Annotated in this window: 26 protein-coding genes; 11 read left to right on the top strand and 15 right to left on the bottom strand. The window is 61.9% G+C overall.

The genetic code is table 11. From position 1 onward, the window contains the following. The first annotated feature begins 135 nt into the window (after positions 1 to 135). Positions 136 to 699 (top strand): GNAT family N-acetyltransferase, encoded by a 564-nt coding sequence (locus tag Q7F16_RS01800; protein WP_014338546.1) that lies wholly within the window; start codon positions 136 to 138, stop codon positions 697 to 699. Between the two features lie 52 nt (positions 700 to 751). Here Q7F16_RS01800 and Q7F16_RS01795 read toward each other — a convergent pair whose 3' ends face one another. Continuing rightward, positions 752 to 1,663, bottom strand: a complete 912-nt coding sequence (locus Q7F16_RS01795; protein WP_409555486.1) for a universal stress protein — start codon at positions 1,661 to 1,663, stop codon at positions 752 to 754. Positions 1,664 to 1,767: 104 nt separating this feature from the next. Beyond that, positions 1,768 to 3,018, bottom strand: coding sequence for an MgtC/SapB family protein (locus Q7F16_RS01790; protein WP_409555485.1), 1,251 nt, complete (start codon positions 3,016 to 3,018; stop codon positions 1,768 to 1,770). A 257-nt stretch (positions 3,019 to 3,275) separates the two neighbouring features. On the opposite strand from Q7F16_RS01790, the gene Q7F16_RS01785 reads away from it, so the two are divergent. The 3 genes from Q7F16_RS01785 to Q7F16_RS01775 are packed head-to-tail and all read left to right on the top strand — an operon-like array spanning position 3,276 to position 7,538. After that, positions 3,276 to 4,199, top strand: coding sequence for a universal stress protein (locus Q7F16_RS01785; protein WP_046062237.1), 924 nt, complete (start codon positions 3,276 to 3,278; stop codon positions 4,197 to 4,199). Positions 4,200 to 4,259: 60 nt separating this feature from the next. Beyond that, positions 4,260 to 7,007, top strand: a complete 2,748-nt coding sequence (locus Q7F16_RS01780) for a cation-transporting P-type ATPase (RefSeq protein WP_409555484.1) — start codon at positions 4,260 to 4,262, stop codon at positions 7,005 to 7,007. A gap of 42 nt (positions 7,008 to 7,049) precedes the next feature. Continuing rightward, the gene (locus Q7F16_RS01775; protein ID WP_409555483.1) at positions 7,050 to 7,538 is read left to right on the top strand and encodes a hypothetical protein; all 489 of its coding nucleotides are present in this window, start codon (positions 7,050 to 7,052) and stop codon (positions 7,536 to 7,538) included. Between the two features lie 112 nt (positions 7,539 to 7,650). Here the strand turns inward: Q7F16_RS01775 and Q7F16_RS01770 are convergent, their stop codons facing one another. The 6 genes from Q7F16_RS01770 to Q7F16_RS01745 form a co-directional block, all read right to left on the bottom strand. Further along, a complete protein-coding gene (locus tag Q7F16_RS01770; RefSeq protein WP_095974415.1) occupies positions 7,651 to 7,938 on the bottom strand; it encodes a cyd operon YbgE family protein in 288 nt (95 codons plus the stop codon). Beyond that, entirely contained in the window at positions 7,935 to 8,057 is a 123-nt protein-coding gene (cydX, locus tag Q7F16_RS01765; protein ID WP_003201151.1) for a cytochrome bd-I oxidase subunit CydX, read from the bottom strand. Before cydX ends, Q7F16_RS01770 begins: the two co-directional genes overlap by 4 nt. 23 nt (positions 8,058 to 8,080) lie before the next feature. Continuing rightward, positions 8,081 to 9,217: a cytochrome d ubiquinol oxidase subunit II gene (gene cydB, locus Q7F16_RS01760; protein ID WP_046062233.1), complete on the bottom strand. Its 1,137-nt coding sequence runs from the start codon at positions 9,215 to 9,217 to the stop codon at positions 8,081 to 8,083. Continuing rightward, positions 9,210 to 10,781 (bottom strand): cytochrome ubiquinol oxidase subunit I, encoded by a 1,572-nt coding sequence (locus Q7F16_RS01755; protein ID WP_046062232.1) that lies wholly within the window; start codon positions 10,779 to 10,781, stop codon positions 9,210 to 9,212. Before Q7F16_RS01755 ends, cydB begins: the two co-directional genes overlap by 8 nt. After that, positions 10,778 to 10,978, bottom strand: coding sequence for a cytochrome oxidase putative small subunit CydP (cydP, locus tag Q7F16_RS01750; protein WP_139381059.1), 201 nt, complete (start codon positions 10,976 to 10,978; stop codon positions 10,778 to 10,780). Before cydP ends, Q7F16_RS01755 begins: the two co-directional genes overlap by 4 nt. Positions 10,979 to 11,120: 142 nt before the next feature. Next, positions 11,121 to 12,443, bottom strand: a complete 1,323-nt coding sequence (locus Q7F16_RS01745) for a sigma-54 interaction domain-containing protein (RefSeq protein WP_409555482.1) — start codon at positions 12,441 to 12,443, stop codon at positions 11,121 to 11,123. A gap of 226 nt (positions 12,444 to 12,669) precedes the next feature. Between Q7F16_RS01745 and Q7F16_RS01740 the strand changes: the two genes are divergently transcribed. The 6 genes from Q7F16_RS01740 to Q7F16_RS01715 are packed head-to-tail and all read left to right on the top strand — an operon-like array spanning position 12,670 to position 17,198. After that, entirely contained in the window at positions 12,670 to 13,548 is an 879-nt protein-coding gene (locus Q7F16_RS01740; protein ID WP_095962245.1) for an MBL fold metallo-hydrolase, read from the top strand. A gap of 46 nt (positions 13,549 to 13,594) precedes the next feature. Then, a complete protein-coding gene (locus Q7F16_RS01735; protein ID WP_409555481.1) occupies positions 13,595 to 15,265 on the top strand; it encodes a TIGR01244 family sulfur transferase in 1,671 nt (556 codons plus the stop codon). A 28-nt stretch (positions 15,266 to 15,293) separates the two neighbouring features. After that, positions 15,294 to 16,097 (top strand): sulfite exporter TauE/SafE family protein, encoded by an 804-nt coding sequence (locus tag Q7F16_RS01730; RefSeq protein ID WP_014338532.1) that lies wholly within the window; start codon positions 15,294 to 15,296, stop codon positions 16,095 to 16,097. Positions 16,098 to 16,139: 42 nt separating this feature from the next. Then, on the top strand, positions 16,140 to 16,574 hold the full coding sequence (locus Q7F16_RS01725) for a YeeE/YedE family protein (protein ID WP_409555480.1): 435 nt from the start codon (positions 16,140 to 16,142) through the stop codon (positions 16,572 to 16,574). A 2-nt stretch (positions 16,575 to 16,576) separates the two neighbouring features. After that, positions 16,577 to 16,996: a DUF6691 family protein gene (locus Q7F16_RS01720; RefSeq protein WP_409555479.1), complete on the top strand. Its 420-nt coding sequence runs from the start codon at positions 16,577 to 16,579 to the stop codon at positions 16,994 to 16,996. Positions 16,997 to 17,009: 13 nt separating this feature from the next. After that, entirely contained in the window at positions 17,010 to 17,198 is a 189-nt protein-coding gene (locus tag Q7F16_RS01715) for a YgaP family membrane protein (protein WP_014338529.1), read from the top strand. A gap of 176 nt (positions 17,199 to 17,374) precedes the next feature. Here the strand turns inward: Q7F16_RS01715 and Q7F16_RS01710 are convergent, their stop codons facing one another. From Q7F16_RS01710 to Q7F16_RS01680, 7 genes are read right to left on the bottom strand one after another with little or no spacing between them, the layout of a single operon-like run. Next, complete coding sequence (locus tag Q7F16_RS01710; protein WP_046062226.1) at positions 17,375 to 18,742, bottom strand: sensor histidine kinase; 1,368 nt, start codon at positions 18,740 to 18,742, stop codon at positions 17,375 to 17,377. After that, positions 18,739 to 19,401 carry a response regulator gene (locus tag Q7F16_RS01705; protein ID WP_014338527.1) on the bottom strand — a complete coding sequence of 221 codons (663 nt, stop codon included), beginning with the start codon at positions 19,399 to 19,401 and terminating at the stop codon, positions 18,739 to 18,741. Before Q7F16_RS01705 ends, Q7F16_RS01710 begins: the two co-directional genes overlap by 4 nt. 11 nt (positions 19,402 to 19,412) lie before the next feature. Continuing rightward, positions 19,413 to 20,057, bottom strand: coding sequence for a tetratricopeptide repeat protein (locus tag Q7F16_RS01700; protein ID WP_409555478.1), 645 nt, complete (start codon positions 20,055 to 20,057; stop codon positions 19,413 to 19,415). Then, the gene (locus Q7F16_RS01695) at positions 20,054 to 20,863 is read right to left on the bottom strand and encodes an SDR family oxidoreductase (protein WP_046062224.1); all 810 of its coding nucleotides are present in this window, start codon (positions 20,861 to 20,863) and stop codon (positions 20,054 to 20,056) included. The genes Q7F16_RS01700 and Q7F16_RS01695 overlap by 4 nt, the downstream gene beginning before the upstream one ends. Then, positions 20,850 to 21,524: a TenA family transcriptional regulator gene (locus tag Q7F16_RS01690; RefSeq protein WP_095962248.1), complete on the bottom strand. Its 675-nt coding sequence runs from the start codon at positions 21,522 to 21,524 to the stop codon at positions 20,850 to 20,852. Before Q7F16_RS01690 ends, Q7F16_RS01695 begins: the two co-directional genes overlap by 14 nt. Next, on the bottom strand, positions 21,521 to 23,002 hold the full coding sequence (locus Q7F16_RS01685) for an AMP-binding protein (protein WP_409555477.1): 1,482 nt from the start codon (positions 23,000 to 23,002) through the stop codon (positions 21,521 to 21,523). The genes Q7F16_RS01690 and Q7F16_RS01685 overlap by 4 nt, the downstream gene beginning before the upstream one ends. Then, the gene (locus Q7F16_RS01680; protein ID WP_046062221.1) at positions 22,992 to 23,669 is read right to left on the bottom strand and encodes a thermostable hemolysin; all 678 of its coding nucleotides are present in this window, start codon (positions 23,667 to 23,669) and stop codon (positions 22,992 to 22,994) included. Before Q7F16_RS01680 ends, Q7F16_RS01685 begins: the two co-directional genes overlap by 11 nt. A gap of 248 nt (positions 23,670 to 23,917) precedes the next feature. On the opposite strand from Q7F16_RS01680, the gene Q7F16_RS01675 reads away from it, so the two are divergent. Continuing rightward, positions 23,918 to 25,624 carry an amidase gene (locus Q7F16_RS01675; protein ID WP_409555476.1) on the top strand — a complete coding sequence of 569 codons (1,707 nt, stop codon included), beginning with the start codon at positions 23,918 to 23,920 and terminating at the stop codon, positions 25,622 to 25,624. Positions 25,625 to 25,670: the final 46 nt, after the last annotated feature.

Below are 25,670 nucleotides of genomic sequence, written 5' to 3'. Positions count from 1 at the left end.
AAGGCAGGACAATCGACGGACGGATACGCGGGCACTGATCCAGATCAGAATCGATCGCCGTGGCGGGCGTAGAACAGTATCGAATGCGGAGCTTTTTATCGCACCGCACGTGTACATCCGAGGGAGGATCGCACCATGCTCACTGTCAAAGACCACAACGAACGCGCCGCAGCCCTGTATGCCAGCATCAGTGGCAAACACTGGATCCAGGCACTCAAGGACGGCCGGCATGTCTTGATCCGCCCGCTCAGGGACCAGGATCGCCAGCGCGAATACGACTTCATCATGCGCCTGTCACCGGAGTCCCGGCACATGCGTTTCCTGGCGCAGATCAATGAGCCAGGTGCGGCGCTGCTCGATAATTTGATGGACGTCGACTGCAAGACGCGCATGGCCTACATCGCCCTGGTCCATGACAACGGCGAGTTGATCGAGATCGGGGTCAGTCGCTATTGCGCGACCCAGGAACACGAATGCGAGTGTGCGGTGACGGTCGCCGACCCTTGGCAACACCTGGGGCTGGGGACGTTGTTGATGGAACACCTGATCGACACCGCGCGTAAAAACGGCTACCGCCAGATGTACTCCGTCGATGCCGCCAGCAATGCCCCGATGCGGGACTTGGCCCATAGCCTGGGTTTTGAAACCCACAGCGATCCCGACGACACCCGGCAAGTCATCCACCGGCTCTACCTTTAGCCCCGAACGCTGGCGCGAGGCCTTGGTATGACCTCGCGCAGCGTTGCTCCAATCACGCTTGCGGCTTGATCGCCAACACGCTGCAAGGCGCCCGTTGCAGCAGTAGCTCGGCGGTGGTGCCCAGGCGCTTGTCCAGGCCACGATGCGCCGTGGTGCCCATGACGATGACATCGATCTGGTGATCGCTGGCGAACGTGTAAATGCTGTTCAGCGGCGCCCCTTCGATGAAGTGGCGCTGCTGCGGTGCGACCCCATGCCGCTCGGCCAGGGACTCGAACACCTCATGTTGTGCCTGGCCCAACGCTTCATAGAGCCCGGTGGCCAGGGGCAGCGCACCCATGCCCATGTCCGAGGCGTAGACAGCCGTCCAATCGAAGGCGTGCAGCAACTCGACCTGGGCGTTGCATTGCTCGGCCAGTTTGACCGCGGCGTCGACGATCTGGTCGTTGAATACCAGGTCCTGATCCTCGCTGCGCAGCACATCGACAATCGCCAGGACCCGCCGAGGCCGCGGGTTACGCGAATCCGTGACCAGATGCACCGGCACCGGGCAGTCACGCAGCAAGCGCCAGTCCAGGGGCGTGAAAAACACCCGCTTCATCGCCGGTTCCGGCTGCGCGTCCTTGATGATCAACGCCATCGGCATCTCCTTGACGTATTGCTGCAAGGCTTGGAAGGCATCCTTGCTCCAAACCACCTCGCAGGTCACCTCGACGCCGTGCCGGCGCGCCAGTTCGGCCTGTTGCCACAGCCAATGCCGATGGGTTTCCAGATAGCCCTCACGCGCTTGCTTGACCTGCTCCGGGGCGAACAGACCGGCCACCGAGAGCAACTCCAGGTAGTCGAACGCCACGATGTGCAGGGGCAGGTCCAGCGCCAGGGCCAACTCGGTGGCGCGGTCGAACGCCGGCGTACGGATCATGGCGTCAGGCGCCACTAGCAATAAACGTTGAGTCTGGGACATGGAACACCTCGGCACGTGGCGATAGCCACTTAAAGGATTGAGGGTTCCAGAATGGACGCCTGTCAGATAAAGGACTTGATCTTCATCAAACAGCCATCATTCACTCAGGCTGACAAACTCGGGAGCAACAGCCCCGCCCACATCGCCAGCGTGACCAACACCTGGCCGGGAATCACATACCCGGCGAACCTTCGCCCGCCACTGAGCCAGGCGACGACGCATTTGCTCAGGGAGTTGCTGCTCAGCGCCATCAGGACCGGCACGGCGACGCCATCGAAGGGCAACAACCCGCCCTTGGCCAGGGAAGCGATGGAGGCTGTCGAGGCGTGGGCGTCGAGTAACCCGCTGAAAATCGCGGTGATGGTCACCCCGGTCTGGCCAAACGCATCGAGCATCGCCGACGAGAGGACGGTGATAGCGGCCATCGCCAGGACCATGGTCACCGCCAGCTTGAGGCTGAAGGCACCGCCATGCTTGATGGGCTCATCGGCCCGCGCCCTTGGCCGGGGAAACATCAGCACGCCGGCGTAGAGCAATACCATCAGCATCCCGCACACCAACGGCCCCCACATCCAACGCAGCAGCGCGGGGTCCACGGCCGCGAGGATCAGGCCCATTTGAGTCACCGTCGCCAGATTGGATAACATCGCCGCAGCGCTCACCACCTTGAGATTGATCGGCTCTTTGGCCGCGATACCGCCCATGGTCGCGACAGTCGCCGTGGCAGAAGCAAACCCCGAGGCAATCGCACTGAGGGCGTAGCCATAGCGGGTCCCCAGGGTTCGAACCGCGACATGCCCCAGCGCACCCACCGCCATCAGCATGACGGTGAGGGTGCACAGGTTGCGCAAGTTGATGGCGTCATAAGGCCCGAGGAATCGATCCGGCGCCAGCGGCAGCACGACCAGGGCGGCGATCAACAGCACCAGGCCATCGCGCATCTCGGTGGCCGTCAATTGGTTGCGGGCAAAGTGGTGCAACGCCTGGCGGCTGGCGAGCAGCCCGGCCATCACCACCCCAATCGCGGTCGCCAGGCCCGGGGCGCTCGCACAGAGCGCACCCAGTGCCAATACCGCGAATAACGCCACCTCGCTGGTAATCCCCGGGTCCTTATCGAGATTTCGCCAATAGGCCACGGTCACCAAGGCACCCAGGGCAAGGGTCATGCCCCCCAGCAACAAGGGACCGCCCGCCTGGATCGCCAGGTAGCCGAGCACCGACGTGATGGCGAAGGTGCGCAGGCCGGCGAAGTCGCGCCGGTCGCCCTCGCCTTTGCGCCGTTCGCGTTCAAGCCCCACCAGCAGGCCGATTCCCAGCGCGGCGGCGGCATTGGCGAAGGCCAGGGTTTCAGTCATGGTTACGGCTCTCTGGCACTGCCTGCGGTTGTCACTCAATCCAGCGGTCCGAGCCGGCTGCGCTCGTGCCCTGGGGCGACTGATCATGCTCAAACATAGCGCGATTGCCTCGTCGCTGCTGCCTTCGATGCAACGCGTTGAAGCGTGTTTGATGCAAATCAAGTTAGCGGGCGCCATGACGCTCATGATTGATGACAGACACCACGCCGCGCGAAACCTCGCCCGGCGCCAACAGGTCCTTGCCCGGGAGGTTTGTCATGTCTACGCAATCACGCTTGATGCTGGTCGTCTCGCCGCTGATGGAACACAGCCCGGCGTTCGACCGGGCTGCCGCACTGGCCAAGGCCGAAGGCGCCGCGCTACATATTGTCGCTTTTGACTACCTCGAAGGCCTGGCCACGGCCGGCCTGGTCAATGAGCAGGCACTGGAGCAGATGCGCCTGGGCTACATCGAGCGCCATCGGCAGTGGCTGGAGGAACAGGCCAGGCCCCTGCGCAAACTCGGTATCGAGGTCACGACAGAAGTGACGTGGGTCGAGCGCCCCTTGCAGGAGATCCTGGTCCACCTCAAGGAAGCGCCGATGGATGCGCTGATCAAGTCGGTGGACCCTGAGTCGTGGTTTTCCCGACTGATGTTCACGCCGCTGGACGTGCACCTGCTGCGCGAATGCGAAGTTCCGCTGCACTTCGTCAACAAGGTCACCCACGCCCGCCCGCGCAAGATCCTGGCGGCCATCGACCCGTTTCATCAGGACGGACGCTACGAAGGCCTCAATGATCGGATCCTGAGCGAAGCCAACAAGCTGGCCAGTAGCTGCGACGCGACGCTGGAAGTCATCTACGCCTATGACCTTTCGTCCATTACCGCCGCTGAATACGGTTTTGGCAACGGTTCGATGTTCTTCTCCTCGACCCTGGCCCGTCAGCTCTACGAGTCCCAGGGCGCGGCATTCGATGCCCTGGCCGAACGCAATGGCATCGCCCCGGACCAGCGACGCATGATCATGGGTGACCCGGCCAAAGTGTTGGCGAGCTACGCCGCGTCCAATGACATTGATGTCATCGTCATGGGGCGCGTGCGCTACGGCAGCCTGGACAAGCTGATCGGCAGCACTGTGGAAGGCCTGCTGTACAAGATGCCCTGCAGCGTGTGGGTGATTGCGCCGCAGCAGGTGGGCTGAAGGCAGAGCTGTGCCGATGGCCTGCAGAACAACCGCTCCGCACCCACAGGAACGCGGCTGATGAACCGACCGAGCAACATACCAGCGGCGCACCCGACAACGCCCTCGCAGGGCCTGGCCTGGTACACGTTGCCCGCCGAACAGGCGCTCAAACACCTGGGTGTCGATGAGCAAGCCGGGCTGGACATCGCCGAAGTCCAGGCCCGGCTCGAGCGTACGGGTTTCAACCGGTTGTCAGCGTCCGCCCGGCGGCCAGCGTGGCGACGATTTCTACTGCAATTTCACAACATCCTGATTTATGTGCTGCTCGGTTCCGCTGCAATCACCGCAACGCTGCAGCACCTGTGGGACACGGTGGTCATTCTCGCTGTCGTGGTGGCCAATGCGATCATTGGCTATGTCCAGGAAGGCAAGGCCGAACAGGCCATGGATGCCATCCGCAACATGCTGGCGCCCCGTGCAACCGTGATTCGTGCCGGCGAACGCCTGGGCATCGCAGGCGAGGAACTGGTACCCGGCGATATCGTCTTGCTGGAGGCCGGCGACAAAGTCCCGGCGGATCTGCGCCTGCTGCATGCCAACCGGCTCCAGGTCCAGGAAGCCATCCTGACCGGAGAGTCCGCACCGGCTGAAAAAAATACCGAACCGGTGCGCATCGAAGCGGCCCTGGGTGATCGTGCCTGCATGGCCTTCAGTGGCACCCTGGTGACCTGCGGACAAGCAACAGGAGTCGTTGTCGCCACGGCAACCTCGACTGAAATCGGGCGCATCAGCAACCTGCTGTCGGCAGTGGAGCCACTGACGACGCCCCTGATACAGCAAATGGATGTCTTCGCCCGCTGGCTGACGCTATTGATATTGCTGATCGCCGGCCTGCTACTCGCTTATGGCCACTTTGTCGGGCATTACGTCTTCACCGAGATATTCATGGTCGTGGTGGGCATGTCAGTCGCGGCCATACCCGAGGGGTTGCCCGCCGTACTCACCATCACCCTGGCGGTGGGCGTGCGGGCGATGGCCCATCGCAACGCCATCGTTCGGCGCCTGCCGGCCATCGAAACCCTGGGCTCGGTATCGGTCATCTGCACCGACAAGACCGGCACCCTCACCCGTAACGAGATGATGGTGGCATCCGTCGTCACCAGCGACCTGACTTTCACGGTCGACGGCGTCGGCTACCAGCCCTCGGGCAACATGAACCTTGCCGATCAGTTGATCGACACCTCTCACCACCCGGTGCTGGCCGAACTGGGGCGCGCGACCAGCCTTTGCAATGACGCAAGCTTGAGGCAGCACGAAGACACCTGGAAAGTCGAAGGGGATCCCATGGAGGGCGCATTGCTGGTGTTTTGCGCCAAGGCCGGCATCAACGGCGAAGAGGAACGCGGCACCTGGGCCCGCACCGATGCCATTCCGTTCGACGCCAAACACCGCTTCATGGCGACGCTGCATCACAACCATGACCGGCAAGCCGCGATTTATGTCAAAGGCGCGCCAGAGCAGATTCTGAGCATGTGCACGCGCCAGCGCAGCAGCCTGGGGGCAACGGCCCCGCTCGATGCCGACTATTGGCACGCGCAGGCCAATGCCATCGCCGGCAAAGGCCAACGTGTGTTGGCGCTCGCCGTCAGGTCAGTCCCGCCCGAACACGCCATCCTGGAATTTGCCGATGTGCAAGGGACACTGACCTTGCTTGGCCTGGTCGGGATGATCGACCCGCCCCGCCCGGAAACGATCCAGGCGATCAAGCAATGCCAGGCGGCCGGCATTGTCGTGAAAATGATCACCGGCGACCACGCCGGCACCGCCTGCGCCATCGGTAATCAGATCGGCCTGGACAACCCCGACAAGGTCCTGACCGGCAACGACCTGGACGCCATGAACGATGCCACTCTCAGGGAATCGCTCAAGCAAGTGAACATCTTCGCGCGTACCAGCCCCGAACATAAGCTGCGGCTGGTGACGTTGCTGCAACTCAACGGCATGACCGTGGCGATGACCGGCGACGGCGTCAACGACGCGCCAGCGCTCAAACGCGCCGACGCTGGCATCGCCATGGGCGGCAAAGGCAGTGAAGCGGCCAAGGAAGCCGCGGACCTGGTACTGGCGGACGATAACTTCGCCTCTATCGTGGCTGCTGTGCGTGAAGGACGGACGGTCTATGACAACATCAAGAAAGTCCTGAGCTGGACGTTACCCACCAACGCGGGCGAGACAATGACCTTGATTGTCGCGCTGCTGTTTGGCTTTACGTTGCCGGTCACAGCGATACAGATCCTGTGGATCAACCTGATCACCGCCATCACGCTGGGTGTCGCGTTGGCGTTCGAACCAACCGAAGACAACACCATGCGCAGGCCTCCGCGCTCACGACAGGCGCCGTTGATCAGCGGCGCACTGGTCTGGCATATGGTGCTGGTTTCCATTCTGTTCCTGTGCGGTGTCTACGGCATCTTTACCTATGCTCTGGACCGAGGCTACTCCGTCGAACTGGCCCGCACCCTGGCGGTGAACACCTTGGTGGTGATGGAAATTTTCCACCTGTTCTTTATCCGCAATCTCTACGGCACGTCGCTGACCTGGAAGGGCCTTCGAGGTACGAAGGTTGTGTGGGCGACCATCGCGGTGGTGACCGTAGCCCAGTTCGCCATCACCTACGCGCCGCCGCTGCAAGCCGTGTTCGCGACCCAAGCGGTCCCCTTCAAGGACGGACTGCTGATCATCGCGGTGGGCATTGCGCTGTTCGCCATCATCGAAATTGAAAAACAGCTTCGACTGCGTTTAACCGAGTCCGATCGTCAACCGTGACGATCCCACTCCCCGCTCCACCAGCCTGCAAGGAACTGAACCATGAACGCACCCAGACTCGCCGCCCTCGCTCTGACCGCGGTGCTTTTCCCCACGCTGACCTTTGCCCAGCAAGACACCGACGCCGCCAAGCCGGCGCCGCAGTCGATGAGCATCGAGCAATTTGACCAGGATATGGCGAAGGCCCAGGAAAACCTGAAGAAGATGCAGGAGCAAATGAGCCTGATCCAGAAAACCACCGATCCGGCGCAACGCCAGAAACTCATGCAAGAGCACCAGGCCTCGATGCGGCAAAGCATGCAGATGATGAATGGGATGATGGGGTGTTGCGGGGGTGGCATGATGGGCGGCCACATGAAGGGAAACGGCCCGATGATGGGTTGGAAACAAATGGGCAACCACTATTCCCAGATGACGCCCGAGCAGATGAAGCAGCACCAGTACATGATGGACCGAAACATGGGCATGCAACAGATGATGATGGAGCAGATGATGCAGCACCAGCAGAATATGGGTACGCCAGCTCCCTAGACCTGGCTCCCAGGGCAGCGCCTGGCCTCCAAGTGCTGCCCACCCCACCTGCCGCGTCGGCAGGTGAGGTTTTCGATAACCGTGTAGTCATCGCGGGGCTTGTCATCAGGCCTCAGTGCAAGAATTTCAACCCGCCGGCAAGCGCAAGCGCCACCAGGCAGGTCCAGCCTGAGAACATCCTTCGCCAGACAAGCCTGCGCGGAATGAACCCCACCCCTCTGACAAAGGCCACGCTCATGGCGATGAACAATGCCGTTGCCAGCGCATGGTCGGCTTTCCCATCCGGCGCCGTCATCAGTGGCGGGTAGAGCGTACAGGCCAGCATGATCGTCACCGCGACGGCCAGGCTCAGCCGATGTAGCCGTGACGAGGGCTGGACGTCAGCGACATCCGGCGTCATGGCTGCGCCTCGTCACGATCGCTCATGGCTCGACCGGCCTCGTTCTCACCCCACATCGCATTGAGTATCGCCAGCAGCAGTGCGAAACCGACTCCCAGCATCCAGGCGAAATACCACATATTGCTTTACTCCTCTGTCGACACTAGTACGCCGAATGTTCGTTGGCCTTGATCTGGGTGGCCGTGACCTTGCCGCGCATGACGCGATACGCCCAAGCGGTATAGATCACGATCAATGGCATGAAGAACAACGTGGCCCAGAACATGATGGCCAGGCTCAGGTGACTGGAAACACTGTCCCACACGGTCAGACTGGCCGCTGGCATCGATGACGACGGCATGACAAAGGGGAACATCGATACCCCTGCCGTACTGATGACGCCCACCACTGCAAGCGATGACGCGACGAACGCGCAAAGGGTACGGCGCCTTATCAGCAACAGCGCCGCAGCGGCTGCGCCGGCCAGGCCAAGCGTGGGCAGCAGCCACAGCGAAGGATAGCGGCCATAGTTGGCCATCCAGGCCCCCGCCTCCCTCACGACCGACTTGCCGAGAATGTCAGGCAACCCGGCGGTATCCACAAGCGAGGTGATGCGATACCCCTCGATCCATTGCAGCCAGATGCCCGCTACGACAAACGAACACACCAGTACGATGGCAGCGCCTACCGCGCCTTTTATCGCACGGGACTGAATGCTGCCCTCGGTGCGATGGGCCAGGTACGTGCCCCCCTGCAGCGTAATCATGGCGCTGCTGACCACGCCGGTCAGCAGCGCGAAAGGGTTGAACAATTGCCAGAAGCTGCCGGTATACGTTGACACCAGGTACTCATTGAAGTGAAACGGTACGCCCTGCAACAGGTTGCCAAACGCGATGCCGAACACCAGCGGCGGCACAGCCCCACCCACGAACAGCCCCCAATCCCAGGTACTGCGCCACACCGGGTTGTGGATTTTGCTGCGGTAGTCGAAACCCACCGGGCGGAAGAACAATGCCCAGAGCACCAGGATCATCGCCCAATAAAACCCACTGAACGCCGTGGCATAGACCACCGGCCATGCGGCGAACAACGCGCCACCGGCCGTAATGAACCAGACCTGATTGCCATCCCAGTGCGGGCCCACGGTGTTGATCACGACGCGGCGCTCCATGTCATTGCGCCCCACGAACGGCAACAGCGTGCCGACGCCCATGTCGTGGCCATCCATGATGGCGAAACCTATGAGCAGGACGCCGACCAGCGCCCACCAGATGATCTTGAGCGTGAAGTAATCAAGCATGGTGAAGCTCCTTCAACTTGACGTCGTGGACATAACGACCGGTACCGAGGCTGCCGGGCCCCTGGCGGGCGAACTTGACCATCAGGAACATTTCCACCGCCAGCAGCACCGTGTAGAAAACAACGAACCCAGCCAGCGAGCCGTACAGGTTATCGACGCTGAGGGTGGAAACGCTCATGTGGGTCGGCAACACACCGTAGATGGTCCAGGGTTGGCGGCCGTACTCGGCCACGAACCAGCCCAGTTCGCAGGCAAGCCATGGCGCAGGCAGCATCAACAGTGCGCAGCGCAGTAACCCGCGATGATGTGCGCCGCTCGACTTCAAGGTGCTCCAGAAGGCCAGCCCGAACAGCACGAGCATGGCAAAGCCCAGGCCAACCATGATCCGGAACCCCCAGAACATCGGGGTCACGCGCGGCACGGTATCGTTCACAGCCCTGTCGATGATGGCTGGCGTGGCCTGGTTGACATCCTCGACGTACTTTTTGAGTAGCAGGCCAAAGCCAAGATCGGCCTTGTACGCTTCGAAAGTATCGAACGCGGCCTTATCGGTGCGATCGGCGCGCAGTGCTTCAAGCGCATTGACTGCAGTAATGCCCCGCAGAATGCGTGCGCGGTTTTTCGCCTTGATGTCATGGATGCCCGGAATCTGCTTGCTGACCGAGCGCGTGCCGATCAAGCCCATCATCCACGGCACATCGAGTTCCCAGTTATTCCTGGATTCGGCTTCATTGATGCTGGCCACCAGGGTCAGGCCCGCCGGCGCGGGTTTGGTTTCCCACATGGCCTCCATGGCCGCCAGCTTGGTTTGCTGCGCCTCGCCCACCGTGTAACCCGACTCATCCCCCAGGACGATGACACTCAACACCGAGGCCAGGCCGAAGGCAGCCGCCACCCGGAAACTGCGCTTGGCGAACTCGACATCACGCCCCTTGAGCAAGTACCAACTGGAAATCGACAACACAAACATCGAGCCGGTGACATAACCGGCAGACACCGTGTGGACAAACTTGGCCTGCGCCACCGGGTTGAAGACCACGGCCCAGAAATCCACCATTTCCATGCGCATGGTGATGTAACTGAATTCCGAGCCCACCGGGTTCTGCATCCAGCCATTGGCGATCAGAATCCACAGCGCCGACAGGTTTGTGCCAATGGCCATCAGCAGCGTGACCAGCAAATGATGTTCTTTCTTCAGGCGATCCCAACCGAAAAAGAACAATCCGATCATGGTCGATTCAAGAAAGAACGCCATCAGGCCCTCGATGGCCAGCGGAGCACCGAAGATGTCTCCTACGTAGTGCGAGTAGTACGCCCAGTTGGTGCCGAACTGAAACTCCAAGGTGATGCCGGTGGTCACGCCCAACGCGAAGTTGATACCGAACAATTTGCCCCAGAAGCGAGTCATGTCTTTCCAGATGACATTGCCGGTCATCACGTAGACGCTTTCCATGATGACCAGCAGCCACACCATCCCCACGGTGAGCGGCACAAATAGAAAGTGGTACAGCGCAGTGGCTGCGAATTGCAGCCGTGACAGATCCACCAGTTGTTCTGAGATCACTTGCTTGCCCCTTGAGCCGAGGTGGGTACGCCGAATCTGTCGCTGATGGTGTTCGAGTCGACGCTGACGCGCGAATCCTTGATGAACAGCCACCACAGCACTGTCAGCACGACCAGTTTGATCAGCACTGCTGTGAGCAGATGGCGACGCAGTCGTTTATCGGAAATAGTCATGGGGCAAGCATTAGCACGGCTCATGCCAACGCCTGAATTTATTATTTATGCTTATAAACCAATCATTTAGCGATAAACGCCAAAGCTCATCGCTTGGTTTGGAGGGAATAAAACCTGCCAAACTGCCAGGGGCTGGCAGTCATTGGCAGTCAAGGCTCGATGGGGCTCAGGCCAGGCCTTGTTCTTTCAACCGCCGGTACAACGTGCGTTCACTCACGCCCAGGTGTCTGGCCAGTTCGCTGCGGGTGCCTTTGAAAGTGGCCACGAGCTGTTCCAAGTCCCTGCTATCGGGCGCAGGCGTCAAGGCCGGGGCGAACAACGCCACGGGGGGCGCGGGCAGATGCAAGGCGTGAATGACGCCGTCATCGGCAAACAGCGCAGCTCTTTCCAGGACATTGCGCAGCTCGCGGATATTGCCCGGCCAGGAAAACCGCTGTAATTGCATCAGCGCCTCGGGATCGATGGTCAGTCGACGCTTACCGATCCCGGAGCGTTGCAGGAACGAATCCACCAACAAGCCGATGTCTTCAAGGCGATGCCGCAAGGGCGGTAAATGGATGGGAAAAACGCTGATGCGGTAGTACAGGTCCTGCCTGAACTCGCCTTTCTCGAGCATTTTCTCCAGCGGCTTATGGGTCGCGGCCACCAATCTGAAATCCGCGTGCAGGGTTTCCACACTGCCGACACGGCGATAGGTTCCAGACTCGATCAGTCGCAACAGTTTCACCTGCATGGCCAGGGGAACGTCGCCTATCTCATCGAGAAACAGCGTGCCGCCCTGGGCCGTCTCCACCAGGCCCACCTTGCGCATGGTGGCGCCGGTAAACGCGCCCTTCTCGTGGCCGAACAGCTCGCTCTCGAACAAGGTTTCGGTCAACCCGGAGCAATCGACTACGACAAAAGGCCCGGCTGCCCGCTCACTGGTTTCATGGACGGCACGGGCAAATAGCTCCTTGCCTGTGCCGGACTCTCCCAGCAGCAGGACCGGCAACATCGAGGGCGCTACCCGCTGCAGTTCCAACAGCGCCTGATTAAAGGCCGGCGAACTGCCCACCAGCCCCTCATTACTAGGCCGTGCCGATGCGCTCCGCACCTGGGTAAGGCGCTCCACATAAGCGGTGATGACGCCCTGCTCATTGAGGATCGGGCGCAATTCCACATCGACGTGTTCGGGCCCGCGCGGGGTGTGATGAATGTGCAAGACCCGATCCGGACTGCGCATCTCCCTGGCCTTTTTCATCGGGCAGTTCTCACCGGCCTGGTCACAAGGCACATCGTAGTGGTGGGAAACCCGATAACACTTATGGCCAATGAACGGCCTGTCGGCGCTGCCGAACTGACGCAGGTAAGCCGTGTTCGCCGCCAGGATGTTGTAATCGGGATCGAGGACGATCATCGGCTGGGGCTCGTGCTCCAGAAACGAGACCAGGGACTGCACCTGGTCTGGATGCGGAAGCAGGTCTTGGGTGGGCGGCAGGCTGTGTGTCATCGCGGCTCCAGTGATTCATCCAGCAAGGGTGACACTGCCACTATGCCAACAAACGCTGCCAATGGCAGTTTAATTGTCTGGGCATCGGAACAGGCGTTGTCGACGCCTATGAATTTAAATCAATAAAATCATACGGTTAGCGTTTTTAAGCCGCCCAGGATCGACATGGCAGCATTATTGCTGTGTCTGTTCTTCAAGCGGCTGAGAGCCCCGAAGGAGACCGTTTATGACCGTAAAACCGTACGTCGAAGGATTTTTCGATCCTGAGACCCACACTGTCAGCTATCTGGTGCTGGACGAAGCGACCCGCCAGTGCGCGTTGATCGACAGCGTCCTGGATTACGATCCCAAATCAGGCCGTACCACAACCACCTCGGCCGACAAGCTGATGGCCCGGGTGATCGAGTTGGGGGCGAAGGTCGAATGGATTCTTGAAACCCACGTCCACGCCGACCACCTCACCGCCGCCCCGTACCTGAAGGAAAAACTCGGTGGCACGATAGGGATCGGCAGCCAGATTACCGCCGTGCAGGAAGTCTTTGGCACGCTGTTCAACACAGGTGGGCAGATGCCCCGCGATGGCAGTCAGTTCGACCATCTGTTCGTCAATGACGAGTCGTTCACAGTTGGAACGCTGCAATGCCGTGCGCTCCACACACCGGGCCACACCCCTGCCTGCATGACGTACGTCATCAGCGACGGCCAGGAAACGGCGGCATTCGTTGGCGACACCTTGTTCATGCCCGACTACGGTACCGCACGGTGTGATTTCCCCGGTGGCAACGCGCATACCTTGTTCCGATCCATCAACAAGGTCTTGAGCCTGCCGGCCAACACCCTCCTCTACACCTGTCACGATTACCAACCGGGTGGCCGCGAGGTGCAATTTTCCAGCACCGTCGCCGAGCAACGGGCCGACAATGTCCACGTCCGTAACGGCATCAGTGAAGAAGCATTCGTAGCGATGCGCACCCAGCGCGATGCCTCGCTGGACATGCCGACGCTCATCCTGCCATCGGTCCAGGTCAACATGCGGGCCGGGCATTTCCCGGAGCCGGAATCGAACGGCACGTGCTACCTGAAAATCCCACTCAATCGGCTCTGAAGACCCGCCCCCTCTCATAAGAAAAACCGTCATCACGGAGACAGTCATGGACATCCGCCACCTTGCGTCCGGCCTCTCGATCTCAGGGCAGATTCATCCCGACCAAATGAGTGAGATCAAAACCAGCGGCTTTCGCGCCATCATCTGTAACCGGCCTGATGGCGAAGGCAGCGATCAACCTTTGTTTGCCGACATCCAGCGTGCGGCACAAGCGATGGGCATCGAGGCGCATTACCTTGCCGCAGAGTCCGGCAAGGTGACCGACGAACAGGGCGTTGCCTTCGGCAAATTGCTCGAGTCCTTGCCCAAGCCAGTGTTGGCGTATTGCCGCTCCGGCATGCGCTCGACGACGATGTGGGCACTGTCCCAGGCCGGCCAGCAACCCTTGCCAAAAATTGTCGAAGCCGCCAGGAAAGCCGGTTTCGACATGAAAGGCGTCATCCGCAGAATTGCCAACGAGGGACGCACGCCTGTTGGCGTGGCCGAAGCCCGGCATGCCGTGGTCATTGTCGGCGGCGGCGCGGCGGGCATCGCGGCAGCTTCAAGCCTATTGGCCCGCGAGCCAGACCTGGACATTGCCATTATCGATCCGGCGGATGTGCATTATTACCAGCCCGGCTGGACCCTCGTCGGCGGTGGCGTCTTCGACGCGCACAGAACGGCCCACACGATGGGCGCGACCATTCCCCGGGGCGTGCATTGGATCAAAGCGGCTGTTGCGGCCTTCGAACCTGAAAACGACGCCATTATTCTCGATGGATGCCGCGTGGTCCGCTACGAGCAGTTGATCGTGTGCCCGGGCCTTAAACTGGATTGGCATGCCATTGAAGGCTTACCGCAGACACTGGGGCGCAACGGCGTCACCTCGAACTATCTGTACCACCTGGCCCCCTACACCTGGGAACAGGTGCAGCAACTGCGCAGTGGCCGGGCGATTTTCACGCAGCCCCCCATGCCGATCAAATGCGCTGGAGCCCCTCAAAAAGCGATGTACCTGTGCGCCGACCACTGGAGGCGCCAAGGCGTACTCGGCGATATCGAGATCGACTTCTGCACCGCCGGGACAGTCCTGTTCGGCGTTCCCGACTACGTGCCGGCCCTGATGGAATACGTCCGCGCCTATGGAATCGACCTGAATTTCGGCAGCACGCTAACGTCGGTCGATGGACCGGCACAAACGGCGACCTTCAGGTGCGTCAAGGTCGATGGCAGTACTCACCTGGTGACGCACGACTTCGACCTGCTGCATGTGGTACCTCCCCAGGTGGCGCCGGATTTTATCCGTGTAAGCCCTCTGGCCGATGGGGCGGGCTGGATTGATGTCGATCCCGACAGCTTGCGGCATAAGACCTGGGCGAATATTCACGCATTGGGCGATGCGACCAATACCAGCAACGCAAAAACCGCAGCGGCGGCGCGCAAGCAGGCGCCCGTGGTCGCCCATAATGTGCTGGCGGCCATGGGCAAGGCCAAGGGCAGCGCCCATTACGACGGCTACGGTTCCTGCCCGCTGACCGTGGAGCGAGGCAAAGTCGTTCTCGCTGAATTCACCTACGGCGGCAAGCTTGCCCCCAGCTTCCCGTCCGGGCTGATCGACGGTACTCGGCCTTCGAGACTCGCCTGGCTACTTAAAGAGCGCATTCTTCCACCGCTGTACTGGAAAGCCATGCTCAAGGGCCGTGAATGGCTGGCAAAACCTGAACTGGCGGACCTATGAAATCAAACCTCTGCTCCAGGAGACCGAGATGATTACCGTCCTGGTACTGGGCTTTTCGGTGGGCGTGATCCTGGCGCTGACCGGTGCCGGTGGCGGCATACTCGCCGTCCCGTTCCTGGTTTTTGGCGTGGGCATGGGCATGGCCGAAGCCGGGCCCATTGGTTTGCTGGCGGTGGGCCTGGCCGCCACCCTGGGCGCCGTGATGGGCCTGCGCAATGGCATCGTGCGCTACAAGGCCGCACTGCTGACGGCCAGTGCGGGGGTCATCTGCTCGCCATTGGGCCTTTGGTTGGCGCAGCGCACGCCCAACCGTCCGCTGACGATCCTGTTTGCCTTGTTGCTGATGTACGTGGCGTTCCGGGCCTTTCAAAAATCACTGCCGTCTCATGTCGGGGCAAAGGCCTGCGAAACACGCAAGCCGCCGCCCTGTGTCCTGGACGAAAATCGCGGCAAGCTGAACTGGACCGGCCCTTGTGCGTGGGCGCTCACGGCTTCGGGCATGGTCGCCGGGGTTCTATCCGGGTTGCTCGGCGTCGGCGGTGGTTTCGTCATGGTTCCGGCGCTCCAGCGGTACACCAATTTGACCACCCAGTCGGTGCTCGCCACGTCGCTGACCGTCATCGCTTTGGTTTCCATGTCCGGGGTGCTGGCGAGTTCGGCGATGGGCCACCTGCAATGGCCCATAGCGCTACCCTTTTCCATGGGTGCCATCGTCGGCATGCTCGGCGGGCGCCTGGTCGCCACGAGGTTGCCGGAACCCTATCTGCAAAGAGGCTTCGCCCTGGTGTCGACGCTGGTAGCGGTCGCCCTGCTGGTAAAGGTCCTGGGTTGAATAACCGGGTGGAAAATCATCGATGTGTAGCGGAGAACACTGATGAATATTGACTGGCTCAACTTTACGCCGTGGGCATCCCTGGCCGGCGGCATGTTGATTGGCTTGGCGGCCAGCCTGTTCGTGGTTGCCAACGGCCGGATCGCCGGCATCAGCGGGCTGATCGGCAGCCTGCTGCAGCGTGGCAGTGAAGGGCTGGGCGAGAAGGCTCTGTTTCTCCTGGGCCTGCTCGTCGCGCCGCTGTTATGGGGCGTGTTTGCCACCTTGCCGTCGATCGAGTTCCAGAACGGCTGGTTCGGCCTCACTGTCGCGGGCCTATTGGTGGGGATCGGCACTCGTTACGGTTCGGGCTGCACCAGTGGCCATGGCGTGTGTGGCCTATCGCGCCTTTCACCGCGCTCGATGGTCGCCACGGCGTGTTTCATGCTCAGCGGTTTCGCCACGGTATTTGTCCTGCGTCACGTGATGGGGGTTTGAACATGCGCAAACTGACGGCATTCATCGCCGGCCTGCTCTTTGGCCTCGGGCTGCTCCTGGCAGGCATGGCCAACCCGAAAAAAGTGTTGGGTTTCCTGGACCTGGCCGGCGCCTGGGATCCGTCCCTGGCGCTGGTGATGATCGGGGCGATTGGCACCGCCATCGTCCCCCTGGCCTGGGCGCGCCAACAGACTCAGTCGCTGCTGGGCAGCCCCATGCAGTTGCCGGTCAAGCGAGAACTGGACCCACGCCTGATCGGTGGCAGCCTGATGTTTGGCATCGGCTGGGGCATCGCCGGCATCTGCCCTGGCCCCGCCGTGGCCATCCTGCTGACCGGGCACTGGCAGGCCTTTGTGTTCATGCTGGCCATGTTGGCGGGCATGTTGTTGTTCACCGCGCTGGAAACCCGGCGCGGCCATTGATCGGGAGATTGTCATGAAAGCCAACATTGGAACCATTGACCGGGGCGCACGTATTGCCGCGGGGCTTGTCCTCATCATCCTGAGCCTGACGGGCTTGATCGGCGCGTGGGGCTGGATCGGCCTGGTGCCATTGGCCACCGGTTTCATGCGCTTCTGCCCGATCTATTCGTTGTTGGGCATCAAGACCTGCAAACGTTGCTGAGACGCGCTATGGCCGTTCTCCTGGAACGGCCATAGACCTTGCCAGTCACCCTTGGAGTCCTGCAACAGACTCACTCAACCGAGATAGTCGCCTTTCTCGCCGGACAATCCACGGCCGATGCGCCTGCTTGAAGCACCGCATGGGGCCGACCACCTGTCATGGTGTCGGGAAACCGCTTAGAAGCGCCCTATTTCCAAGGTCGCGCACAGCCCACCCTCGGTGCGATTTTCCAAGCGTATGCGCCCTCCCAGACGATCCGCGATGGTGCGCACGATCGTCAGGCCCAACCCCGCCCCTTGGTCATTGCCGCGGCTGTAGAACCGCTCGAAGAGCCGCTCACGCTCGGCCTCGTCGATACCCGGCCCCTGGTCTTCGACGGACAGCTCGTAGTGATCGCCCTTCCTGGCCAGGCGTACGGTGATCGTGCCGTTGGCCGGCGAAAAATTAGCCGCGTTGGTCACCAGGTTGTTCAAGGCGATGTCGATGGCCACCGGGTCGATTCGAACCGGGCCGATGTCATCGCTGACGTCCAGCACCGGCTCGAGCCCCTTGCTCAACAACCAGGGCGTCAGTTGAACCAGGCTCGCACGAACCGTGGCGGGCAGGTCGATGACCGCAGGCGTCGGAACACCTGCCTGCGGTTCGAGCCGCGCCATGGTGAGCAGTTGATTGACCAAACGCGTGGTGCGATCGACGCCAGCGATCAGGTGTTCCAGGGACTCGCGACGGCTTTGCTCGCTCCCCGCCTCCATCAGGTTCTGTGCATGCACCCGCAACACGGCCAAGGGCGTACGCATTTCATGGGCGGCATCGGCAATGAAACGCCGCTCACGGCCCATCAGCTCCTGGATCTGCGCCAACACACGGTTGAGTGCCGCCTGCATGGGCTCGAGCTCCGTAGGGAGCGGCATCATTTGCAAGGGTTCAAGTGAGCCGGGATGCCTGGCACGCAACTTCGCCGCCATATCGACCAGGGGTTTAAGGCCCCAGCCGATGGCCAGCCAGATCACTGCGGCAAGCACCACGCTGCCAATCAGGTTGGGGATGACGGTGTGACGGACAATGCGATCGACCAGGTCGGCACGCACGTCATCACGCTCGCCCACCCAGATCTTCAAGCCGTATTGCGCGTCATCCAGGACGAACGCCCGCCACTTACGGTTTTTCTGGTCCACGACCTCACTGAAGCCAGGCGCGCTCGGCGGTGAGGTGAACGACGGTGCGCTGGACGTATGCACCAACACCGACCCTTGTGAGTTCCAGACCTGGAAAGCGATCTTGCTTTCATAGGGATGACCGTCGACTTTGGGCACTGCCTGCCCCAACGCCGAATTGAACGCCTGATACAGTTCGGCGTGCTCCTTGCTCGCCATCGGCATGCGCATCACGCCCTGCAACAGCCGGGCATTCTGCGCCAACTGGGCATCGTAGACCTCGGCGATTTCGTGGTTGCTGTCATGCAGGTTGAATACGGTGATGATCAACAGGCCAAGAAACAGCAGGCCGAGAATCAACGTAAGCGTACGACGCCGGATCGAGCTCATCGACGCTCCTCCACCAGGTAACCGACCCCGCGAATGGTGCGGATCAGGTCGGTGGAGAATTTCTTGCGCAGGTGATGGATGTGCACTTCCAGCGTGTTGCTCTCGGCCTCCTCGCTCCAGCCGTAGAGCAACTGCATCAGATGATCGCGAGTCATGACGCGGCCCGGCGGCGAGAGCAGTTCATGGAGCAGTTGATATTCCTTGGGGGTCAGGGCCACCGGCTTGCCCTGGTAACTGACTTGTTGGGTAACGGGGTTCAGGCTGATGCCGGCATGTTCGATCAACGCCTGGGCGCGGCCGGCGCTGCGGCGCAACAAGGCCCGTAGCCGGGCCTTGAGCTCCGCCAGGTCGAAGGGCTTGACCAGATAATCATCGGCCCCTGCGTCCAATCCGGCGATGCGATCCTCGGTGGCATCCCGGGCGGTGAGGATCAGCACCGGCAGGTTGGAGCCACTGTCACGCAAGCGTCGCAACACTTGCAGGCCGTCCATGCGTGGCAAGCCAAGGTCAAGCACCGCCAGGTCGAAAGTTTCACTGAGCAGCGAATGCAAGGCGCTGCTGCCGTCCTGTACCCAGTCGACGGTATAGCCTTCGCGACTCAGGGCCTGATGGATGCCCTCGCCCAAGGCCACGTCGTCCTCGATCAGTAATAAACGCACATACGCTCCTGTCAGTTCAGTTGCTTGTTCACATCCACCAGTAACGCGTCGATCTCCTTGCGGCGTCCGGCATCGGCCGTTTCCCGACCCGGCCGCGGCGCTGCCTGCAAGGCTTTTTGCAGCGCTGCCTTGGCTTCGCTGTAGCGCTTCTGACGGTAGAGGTGATCGCCCCAAAAGTACAGGCTGTCAATGCCGTTCGGGTTGAGTTGCAAAGCCTGCTGGAGCAATTGCTCGGCCTTGTCCGAGTCGCCGAAACCCAGGGGCCAGCCCGGCACCCGGTCGTAGAGTGCACCGAGGCTGGTGTAGGCCGAGCCTTGCAGGGCCTTGGGGTCCAGGGTCAGGGCTTTTTCAAGGTCGCCCTTGGCATCCTTGACCTTGCCCAGCGCACCGATCCCACCCTTGGCACCGGCCCAACTGCTGTTGACGATGCCAGACCAGATCCACGCTTCGGCCACCGATTGGCGCTCCTGCTTGAACGCCGATGCCTGGACGGCGAGTTTTTCGAACGCATCGGCGCGCTGACCTTCGGGCACTTCATATTGAATGTGGGCCCAGCTCTGCTGGATGTCGCTGAGACGTTGCTGGTCGGCCGCCTCCAAGGCCCAGACGCTTTGGCTCAGGGTGCCGATCAATAGGTAAGCGAGGGGTTTTTTCATGGCTTGAGGTGCTCGTTTTCAGGTTTGTGACTGAGGCGGCGCACCAGCGGCAATTGCTTGCGCAGGCCACGGTCCACCAGGTTGGGCAGCAGGCTGTTGAGGCCGACGAAAAAGCGTTCGGGCCAGCCCAGATACAGCTCGCGACGGTCGCCGATAATCGCGTGGATCACCGCCGCCGCCACGGTTTTCGGGTCGTCAACGTTGGCCTTGAGGGCCTGGTTGAGCGCATCGGCTGCCGGGCTGTTCATCGAGGTACGGGTGGCCCGGGGCGCTACGTAGAGCACCCCGACACGGGTATCGGCCAACTCCCGGCGCAAGGCTTCGGAAAAACCGCGCAAGGCAAACTTGCTGGCGCAGTAGCTGGCATAGCCGGGGTAGCCGATTGATCCATAGGTCGAGCCAACGTTGACCACCATCGCGCTGTCAGCCTGCTTGAGCAGCGGCAAGAGCAGTTTGGTCAGGCAGATCGGCGCGCTGATGTTCAGCGCCAACATGGCGTTGATCTCACTGTCGTCGAGTTGTTCGAGCATGGCGAAGTGGTTCACGCCGGCGGCATTGATCAGCAGGTTGATGCCGCCCTGGGCCTCGGCGGCGACCAGCACTTTGCGCCGGTCGGCGAGGAAGGTCAGGTCGGCTTCGACCCAGCTCAAGTGCTGCGGATAACGCTCCAGCAACGGCTGCAAGGCTTCGTGATGCCTGGCCACGGCCAGGACCCGCGCGCCACTGGCGCACAGGGCGGCGGCGATGGCCTGGCCGATTCCGCCGCTGGCGCCGGTCAGCACGACACGCGCATCACACAAGCGCATGTTCATGCTCCCCGTCGCGCGGCAGGCCGCGGAACATGTCGGTGTACAAGCGGTACACCACCTTGGAGGCATGGATCACCGCAGCCTGGTCCGCCGGATCGTCCAGCCGATTCATCAGGCCGCGATAGGTCTGCATATGCTCGATGTCGAGCGTTCCATGGGAGCTGAGGTAGCTGAACGCCGTGGGCGGCAACTCCAGGCGCTCGCGGATACTGTCGGCGGCATGGGTCGCCAGGGCGATACTGGTGCCCTCCAGCACATTGACCATGCCGAACAGGCCTACCGGGTTGCCTCGGGCGATCAAGTCGTAGAGGTAACTGACCATCAGCTCAATGGGCAACGAAGGTTGGCCGTTGCGCACCGCTTCCTTATCGCCACCGCACACGGCAATGTCATCCAGCACCCATTGCTCGTGGCCGTACTCTTCGTCGATGTATTCGCACACGGCCTTGCGCAGCCATTCCAGGTGCGTTGGCAGGCGCGCCCCGCAAGCCATCATCAACGGTACGGTGTGGCGCACGTGGTAATACGCCTGGATCAGGAAGCCCCGGTAACTGGTCAGGCTGACCTGGCCGTTGAGAGCGTCACGGATGATCGGCAGATTGAACAGGGTCTGGCGTTCTTGCTGGGTGGCTTCTTGCAACGTGTCAAAAAAACTCATGATGGGGATTCCTCGGACAAGACAGATGAAGTGAGCTGCGCGCGGTAATGCTCGACGATGGCCTCCCGGCGTGGCCGGCCATTAGCGGTGAGCATGCCGTTGGCAGCGCTGAAGGGTTGGTCCAGGCGCGTCCAGCGATGGACCCGTGCGTAATCGGGCAACGTGTCGTTGGCCTTGGCCACGGCCAGTTCCAACGCTTGATCGGTACAGTTGGCGCGGGCGGGCCAGAGCAGTGCATGGTTGTGCGGCATGGCTTCGCCATAAACGAAGGCCTGGGCAATGTCACCGCCCTGGGTGAGTTCGGCTTCAACCCATTCGGGGTTCACGTTGCGACCGAAACTGGTCACGAACTGGTGCTTCTTGCGCCCGCGCAGGTAAAGGAAACCGTCTTCGTCGAACTCACCCAGGTCGCCGCTGGGCCACCATTCGCTGGCGTGCGGTGACTCCCCCAGGTAACCGAGCAGCGTCGAGCCCTTGATCAGGACTTCGCCGTCATCGGCCAAGCGCACCTCCACATGGGGCAGCGGCTGGCCGACACTGCCTGCACGATGAGCCTGTGGCCGATTGAGGCAGACCACCGAGGCGCATTCCGACAGCCCATAGCCTTCAAACACCGCCAGGCCAACCCGCCGGGCTCGCTGCAACAAATCGTGGGACACCCGTGCCCCGCCAACGGCGGCGAATCGCACGAGGTGCGGGTTGAACAGCTTCTGTTCGGCGGCCGTGACCAACATCAACAGCAGTTGCGGAACCAGGATCAGGCTGTGCGCCCGACGCGCCGCCAGGCATCCCAGCAGGCGCACCGGGTCGACCCCGCTGGCGCCCTGGATGCCGAGGGTCTTCTGGCTGGGCAGGCTCAGCATGGCACCGGCATACAACGCCGCGTAGCAACCAAGGTTTTCCAGCAGAATCGCCAGGGGCAGCAACGCCAGGTGATGCCTGGCCTCGACCGGTTGACTGGCCTGCTCCAGTTCACGGGCCACCCGCAACAGGCTGTCGGCGCTCAGGCAAACGCCTTTGGGCGTGCCGGTGGTACCGGAGGTGAACGTCAGCTTGGCGGTGCCTGCCGGCAGACGGCTCGGTCCGTCGAAGTGCCGCCGCCAGAATTCGCCACTGTGCTGGTATCCGGCAGCTTGCAGTTCCGCCTCGAACGCAGGCTCGGCAATCACTCGCTCGGCCTGGCTCTGTTCCAGGCAGTGCCGACGTTGAGCCTGGCTGAAAAAACCGGGCAGGATGACGCAGGTCAGCCCTTCGAACAGTGCGGCAAGGTCCCAGAGTATCGCTTCGATGCCGTTGTCCAGGGCCAGGGCAACAACACTGATGTGTTCATCGCGCAGGCGTTGCTGGCGGTACACCACTTCGGAATAAAGCGTCGCGTAGTCGAGCTGCGAGCCGTCGCCCCACAGTGCCACGGCATGGCCCCTGCGCTCGGCATGACCGCGCAAGGTACGCTTGAAGCGTTCCATTTCAGGCGACATGGCTGGTTTCTCCGAGGTCCGTCGGCAGTCCCAGGCGATTGAACAGGCCGCTATTGCGCAGATGAATGAAACCGGCGCGGATGTTCCCGACATGAACCCACGGCTGGCTTTCGTAATAGCGCCCCCATAGATGGCGGTCCTCGCCTAGGCGCTGCGGGTCGGCCGGGCACAGGGTCACCGGCTTGAGGCCCAGGCGATGGAAGCTGTTGACCAGGCCGATGTTGCCAGTGAACGCAACCCACTCCAGGCCGCCCATGGCCAACAGATAAGTGATCGCGATGATGCTCAGCCGGGCGCTGCCCGTGTCGCTGGCGGCCAGGTTGCCAACCTCGACGATGCCGGCGCGGTCCACCGCACGGTCGGCGGCGGCACTGATCAAGGGCTCGATGGGGTTGTCCAGATAACGTTCGAGAAACAGCGGCCCCTGAGCGGCCCGGCGCACACCAGCGGCTGCGCAGAGCGTGCCGTGGACATCGTCGAGCCCGAACAGCTCCGGCATGAAGTGACGAATATCGGCGCCGTGGACCTGGCGAAAACGCTGCTGGATGAACGCCTCGAACTCAGCTCGCCGAGGTTGTTCCGGCAAAGCCCGGTGCAAGTGACGAACCGGCGGGCCGGCGTCGCCAAAGGTCAGCGGCAGGTGGATGTTCCAGTCGAAATCGGGCATGGGTCAACGTTCTCCCTCGGGCTATTGGGAGAAAGTATCGGGGCCGTTTCTTAACGAAGTCTGAAGGTGGCAAATTTTGGGTTCGTTCGACAAATAGTCCGGTCAAAACCGGGCTGCCCTTGATCGTTTTTCCGTAGTACAGTAGGCAAAACCCGATAAATATCCACTTTGAGATGACCCTGACGTGCCAGGCCCCAACCTCAACGGACCCGCACACCCCGTCATCCTCCTGCCGCGGCGGTAACTGCATGATCGACATCACCGAAGTTTCCATTGCCCAACTGCGCGCCGCGCTGGAATCGGGCCAGACCACGGCGGTAGCGCTTGTCCAGGCTTACCTCGCCAGGATCGATGCCTACGACGGCCCCGATACGCCCACAGCCCTCAACGCGGTGGTGGTGCGCAACCCCGATGCATTGCAAGAAGCCCGGGCCTGCGATGCCCGTCGGGCCAACGGCCAGACCCTGGGTCCGCTCGATGGCATTCCCTACACGGCCAAGGACAGTTACCTGGTCAAGGGGCTCACTGCCGCTTCCGGCAGCCCGGCGTTCAAGGACCTGGTTGCTTATCGCGATGCGTTCACCATCGAACGGCTTCGCGCCGCCGGGGCCATTTGCCTGGGCAAGACCAACATGCCGCCCATGGCCAACGGCGGCATGCAGCGCGGGGTGTATGGCCGTGCCGAAAGCCCGTACAACGGCGACTACCTCACCGCGCCTTTTGCCTCGGGCTCCTCGAACGGTGCGGGCACGGCAACCGCCGCCAGTTTCGCGGCGTTCGGCCTTGCGGAAGAAACCTGGTCGAGCGGACGCGGTCCGGCGTCGAACAATGGCTTGTGCGCGTATACACCGTCGCGCGGCGTGATCTCGGTGCGTGGCAACTGGCCGTTGACGCCGACAATGGACGTCGTCGTGCCCTACGCCAGGACCATGGCCGACCTGCTGGAAGTGCTGGACGTGGTGGTCGCCAATGACCCGGACACCCGTGGCGACCTGTGGCGCCTGCAACCCTGGGTGCCGATTCCGAGCGTCGATTCGGTTCGTCCGGCCTCGTATCCGAGCCTTGCCAGCAACCCGGGGACACTGGCCGGCATTCGGTTCGGCGTTCCTCGGATGTACATCAACGCTGACCCTGAAGCAGGCACAGCCGAAGCCCCCGGCATCGGCGGCCCGACGGGGCAGCGAATCATCACCCGCGCCTCGGTGATCGAGCTCTGGGAGCAAGCGCGCAAGGCGCTTGATGCCTGCGGCGCCGAAGTGGTCGAGGTGGATTTCCCCCTGGTGTCCAACTGCGAGGGCGATCGTCCTGGCGCACCCACGGTGTTCACCCGCGGCCTGGTTTCCAAAGAGTTCCTGCACCATGAGTTGTGGGACCTGTCGGCCTGGGCGTTCGATGATTTCCTGCGGGCCAACGGCGATCCAACGTTGAATCGTCTGGCCGACGTCGACGGACCGAAGATCTTCCCCCACGACCCGGGCACCCTGCCCAACCGAGAGGATGATCTGGCCGCCGGCATGGATGAGTACGTGAAGATGGCCCAGCGCGGCATCACGCCCTGGGACCAGATCCCGACCCTGCCCGACGGCCTGCGGGGGCTTGAAGAGACACGTCGAATCGATCTGGAGGACTGGATGGAGCGGCTGGGCCTGGACGCGGTGATCTTCCCGACCGTCGCCGACGTCGGCCCGGCCGATGCTGACGTCAACCCGGTGTCTGCCGATATCGCCTGGAGCAACGGAGTCTGGGTCGCCAATGGCAACCTCGCCATCCGCCATCTGGGCGTGCCCACTGTTACCGTGCCGATGGGTGTCATGGCGGACATCGGCATGCCGGTGGGGCTGACGTTTGCCGGGCGTGCCTATGATGATTCGAAGCTGTTGCGATTGGCTTCGGCGTTTGAATCGATTGGTTCAAAACGCCTGGTCCCGCCGCGGACGCCGCCGCTGTCGGCTTGATCGTTTAGCGGGCTCGGTCTTGGAGCTGCTACGCAGCCCAGCGGGA

Origin of the sequence: Pseudomonas sp. Lb2C2, from assembly GCF_052112205.1 — a bacterium.
Lineage (GTDB): Bacteria > Pseudomonadota > Gammaproteobacteria > Pseudomonadales > Pseudomonadaceae > Aquipseudomonas > Aquipseudomonas kilonensis.
This window is presented reverse-complemented; position numbering and strand designations above follow the sequence as displayed.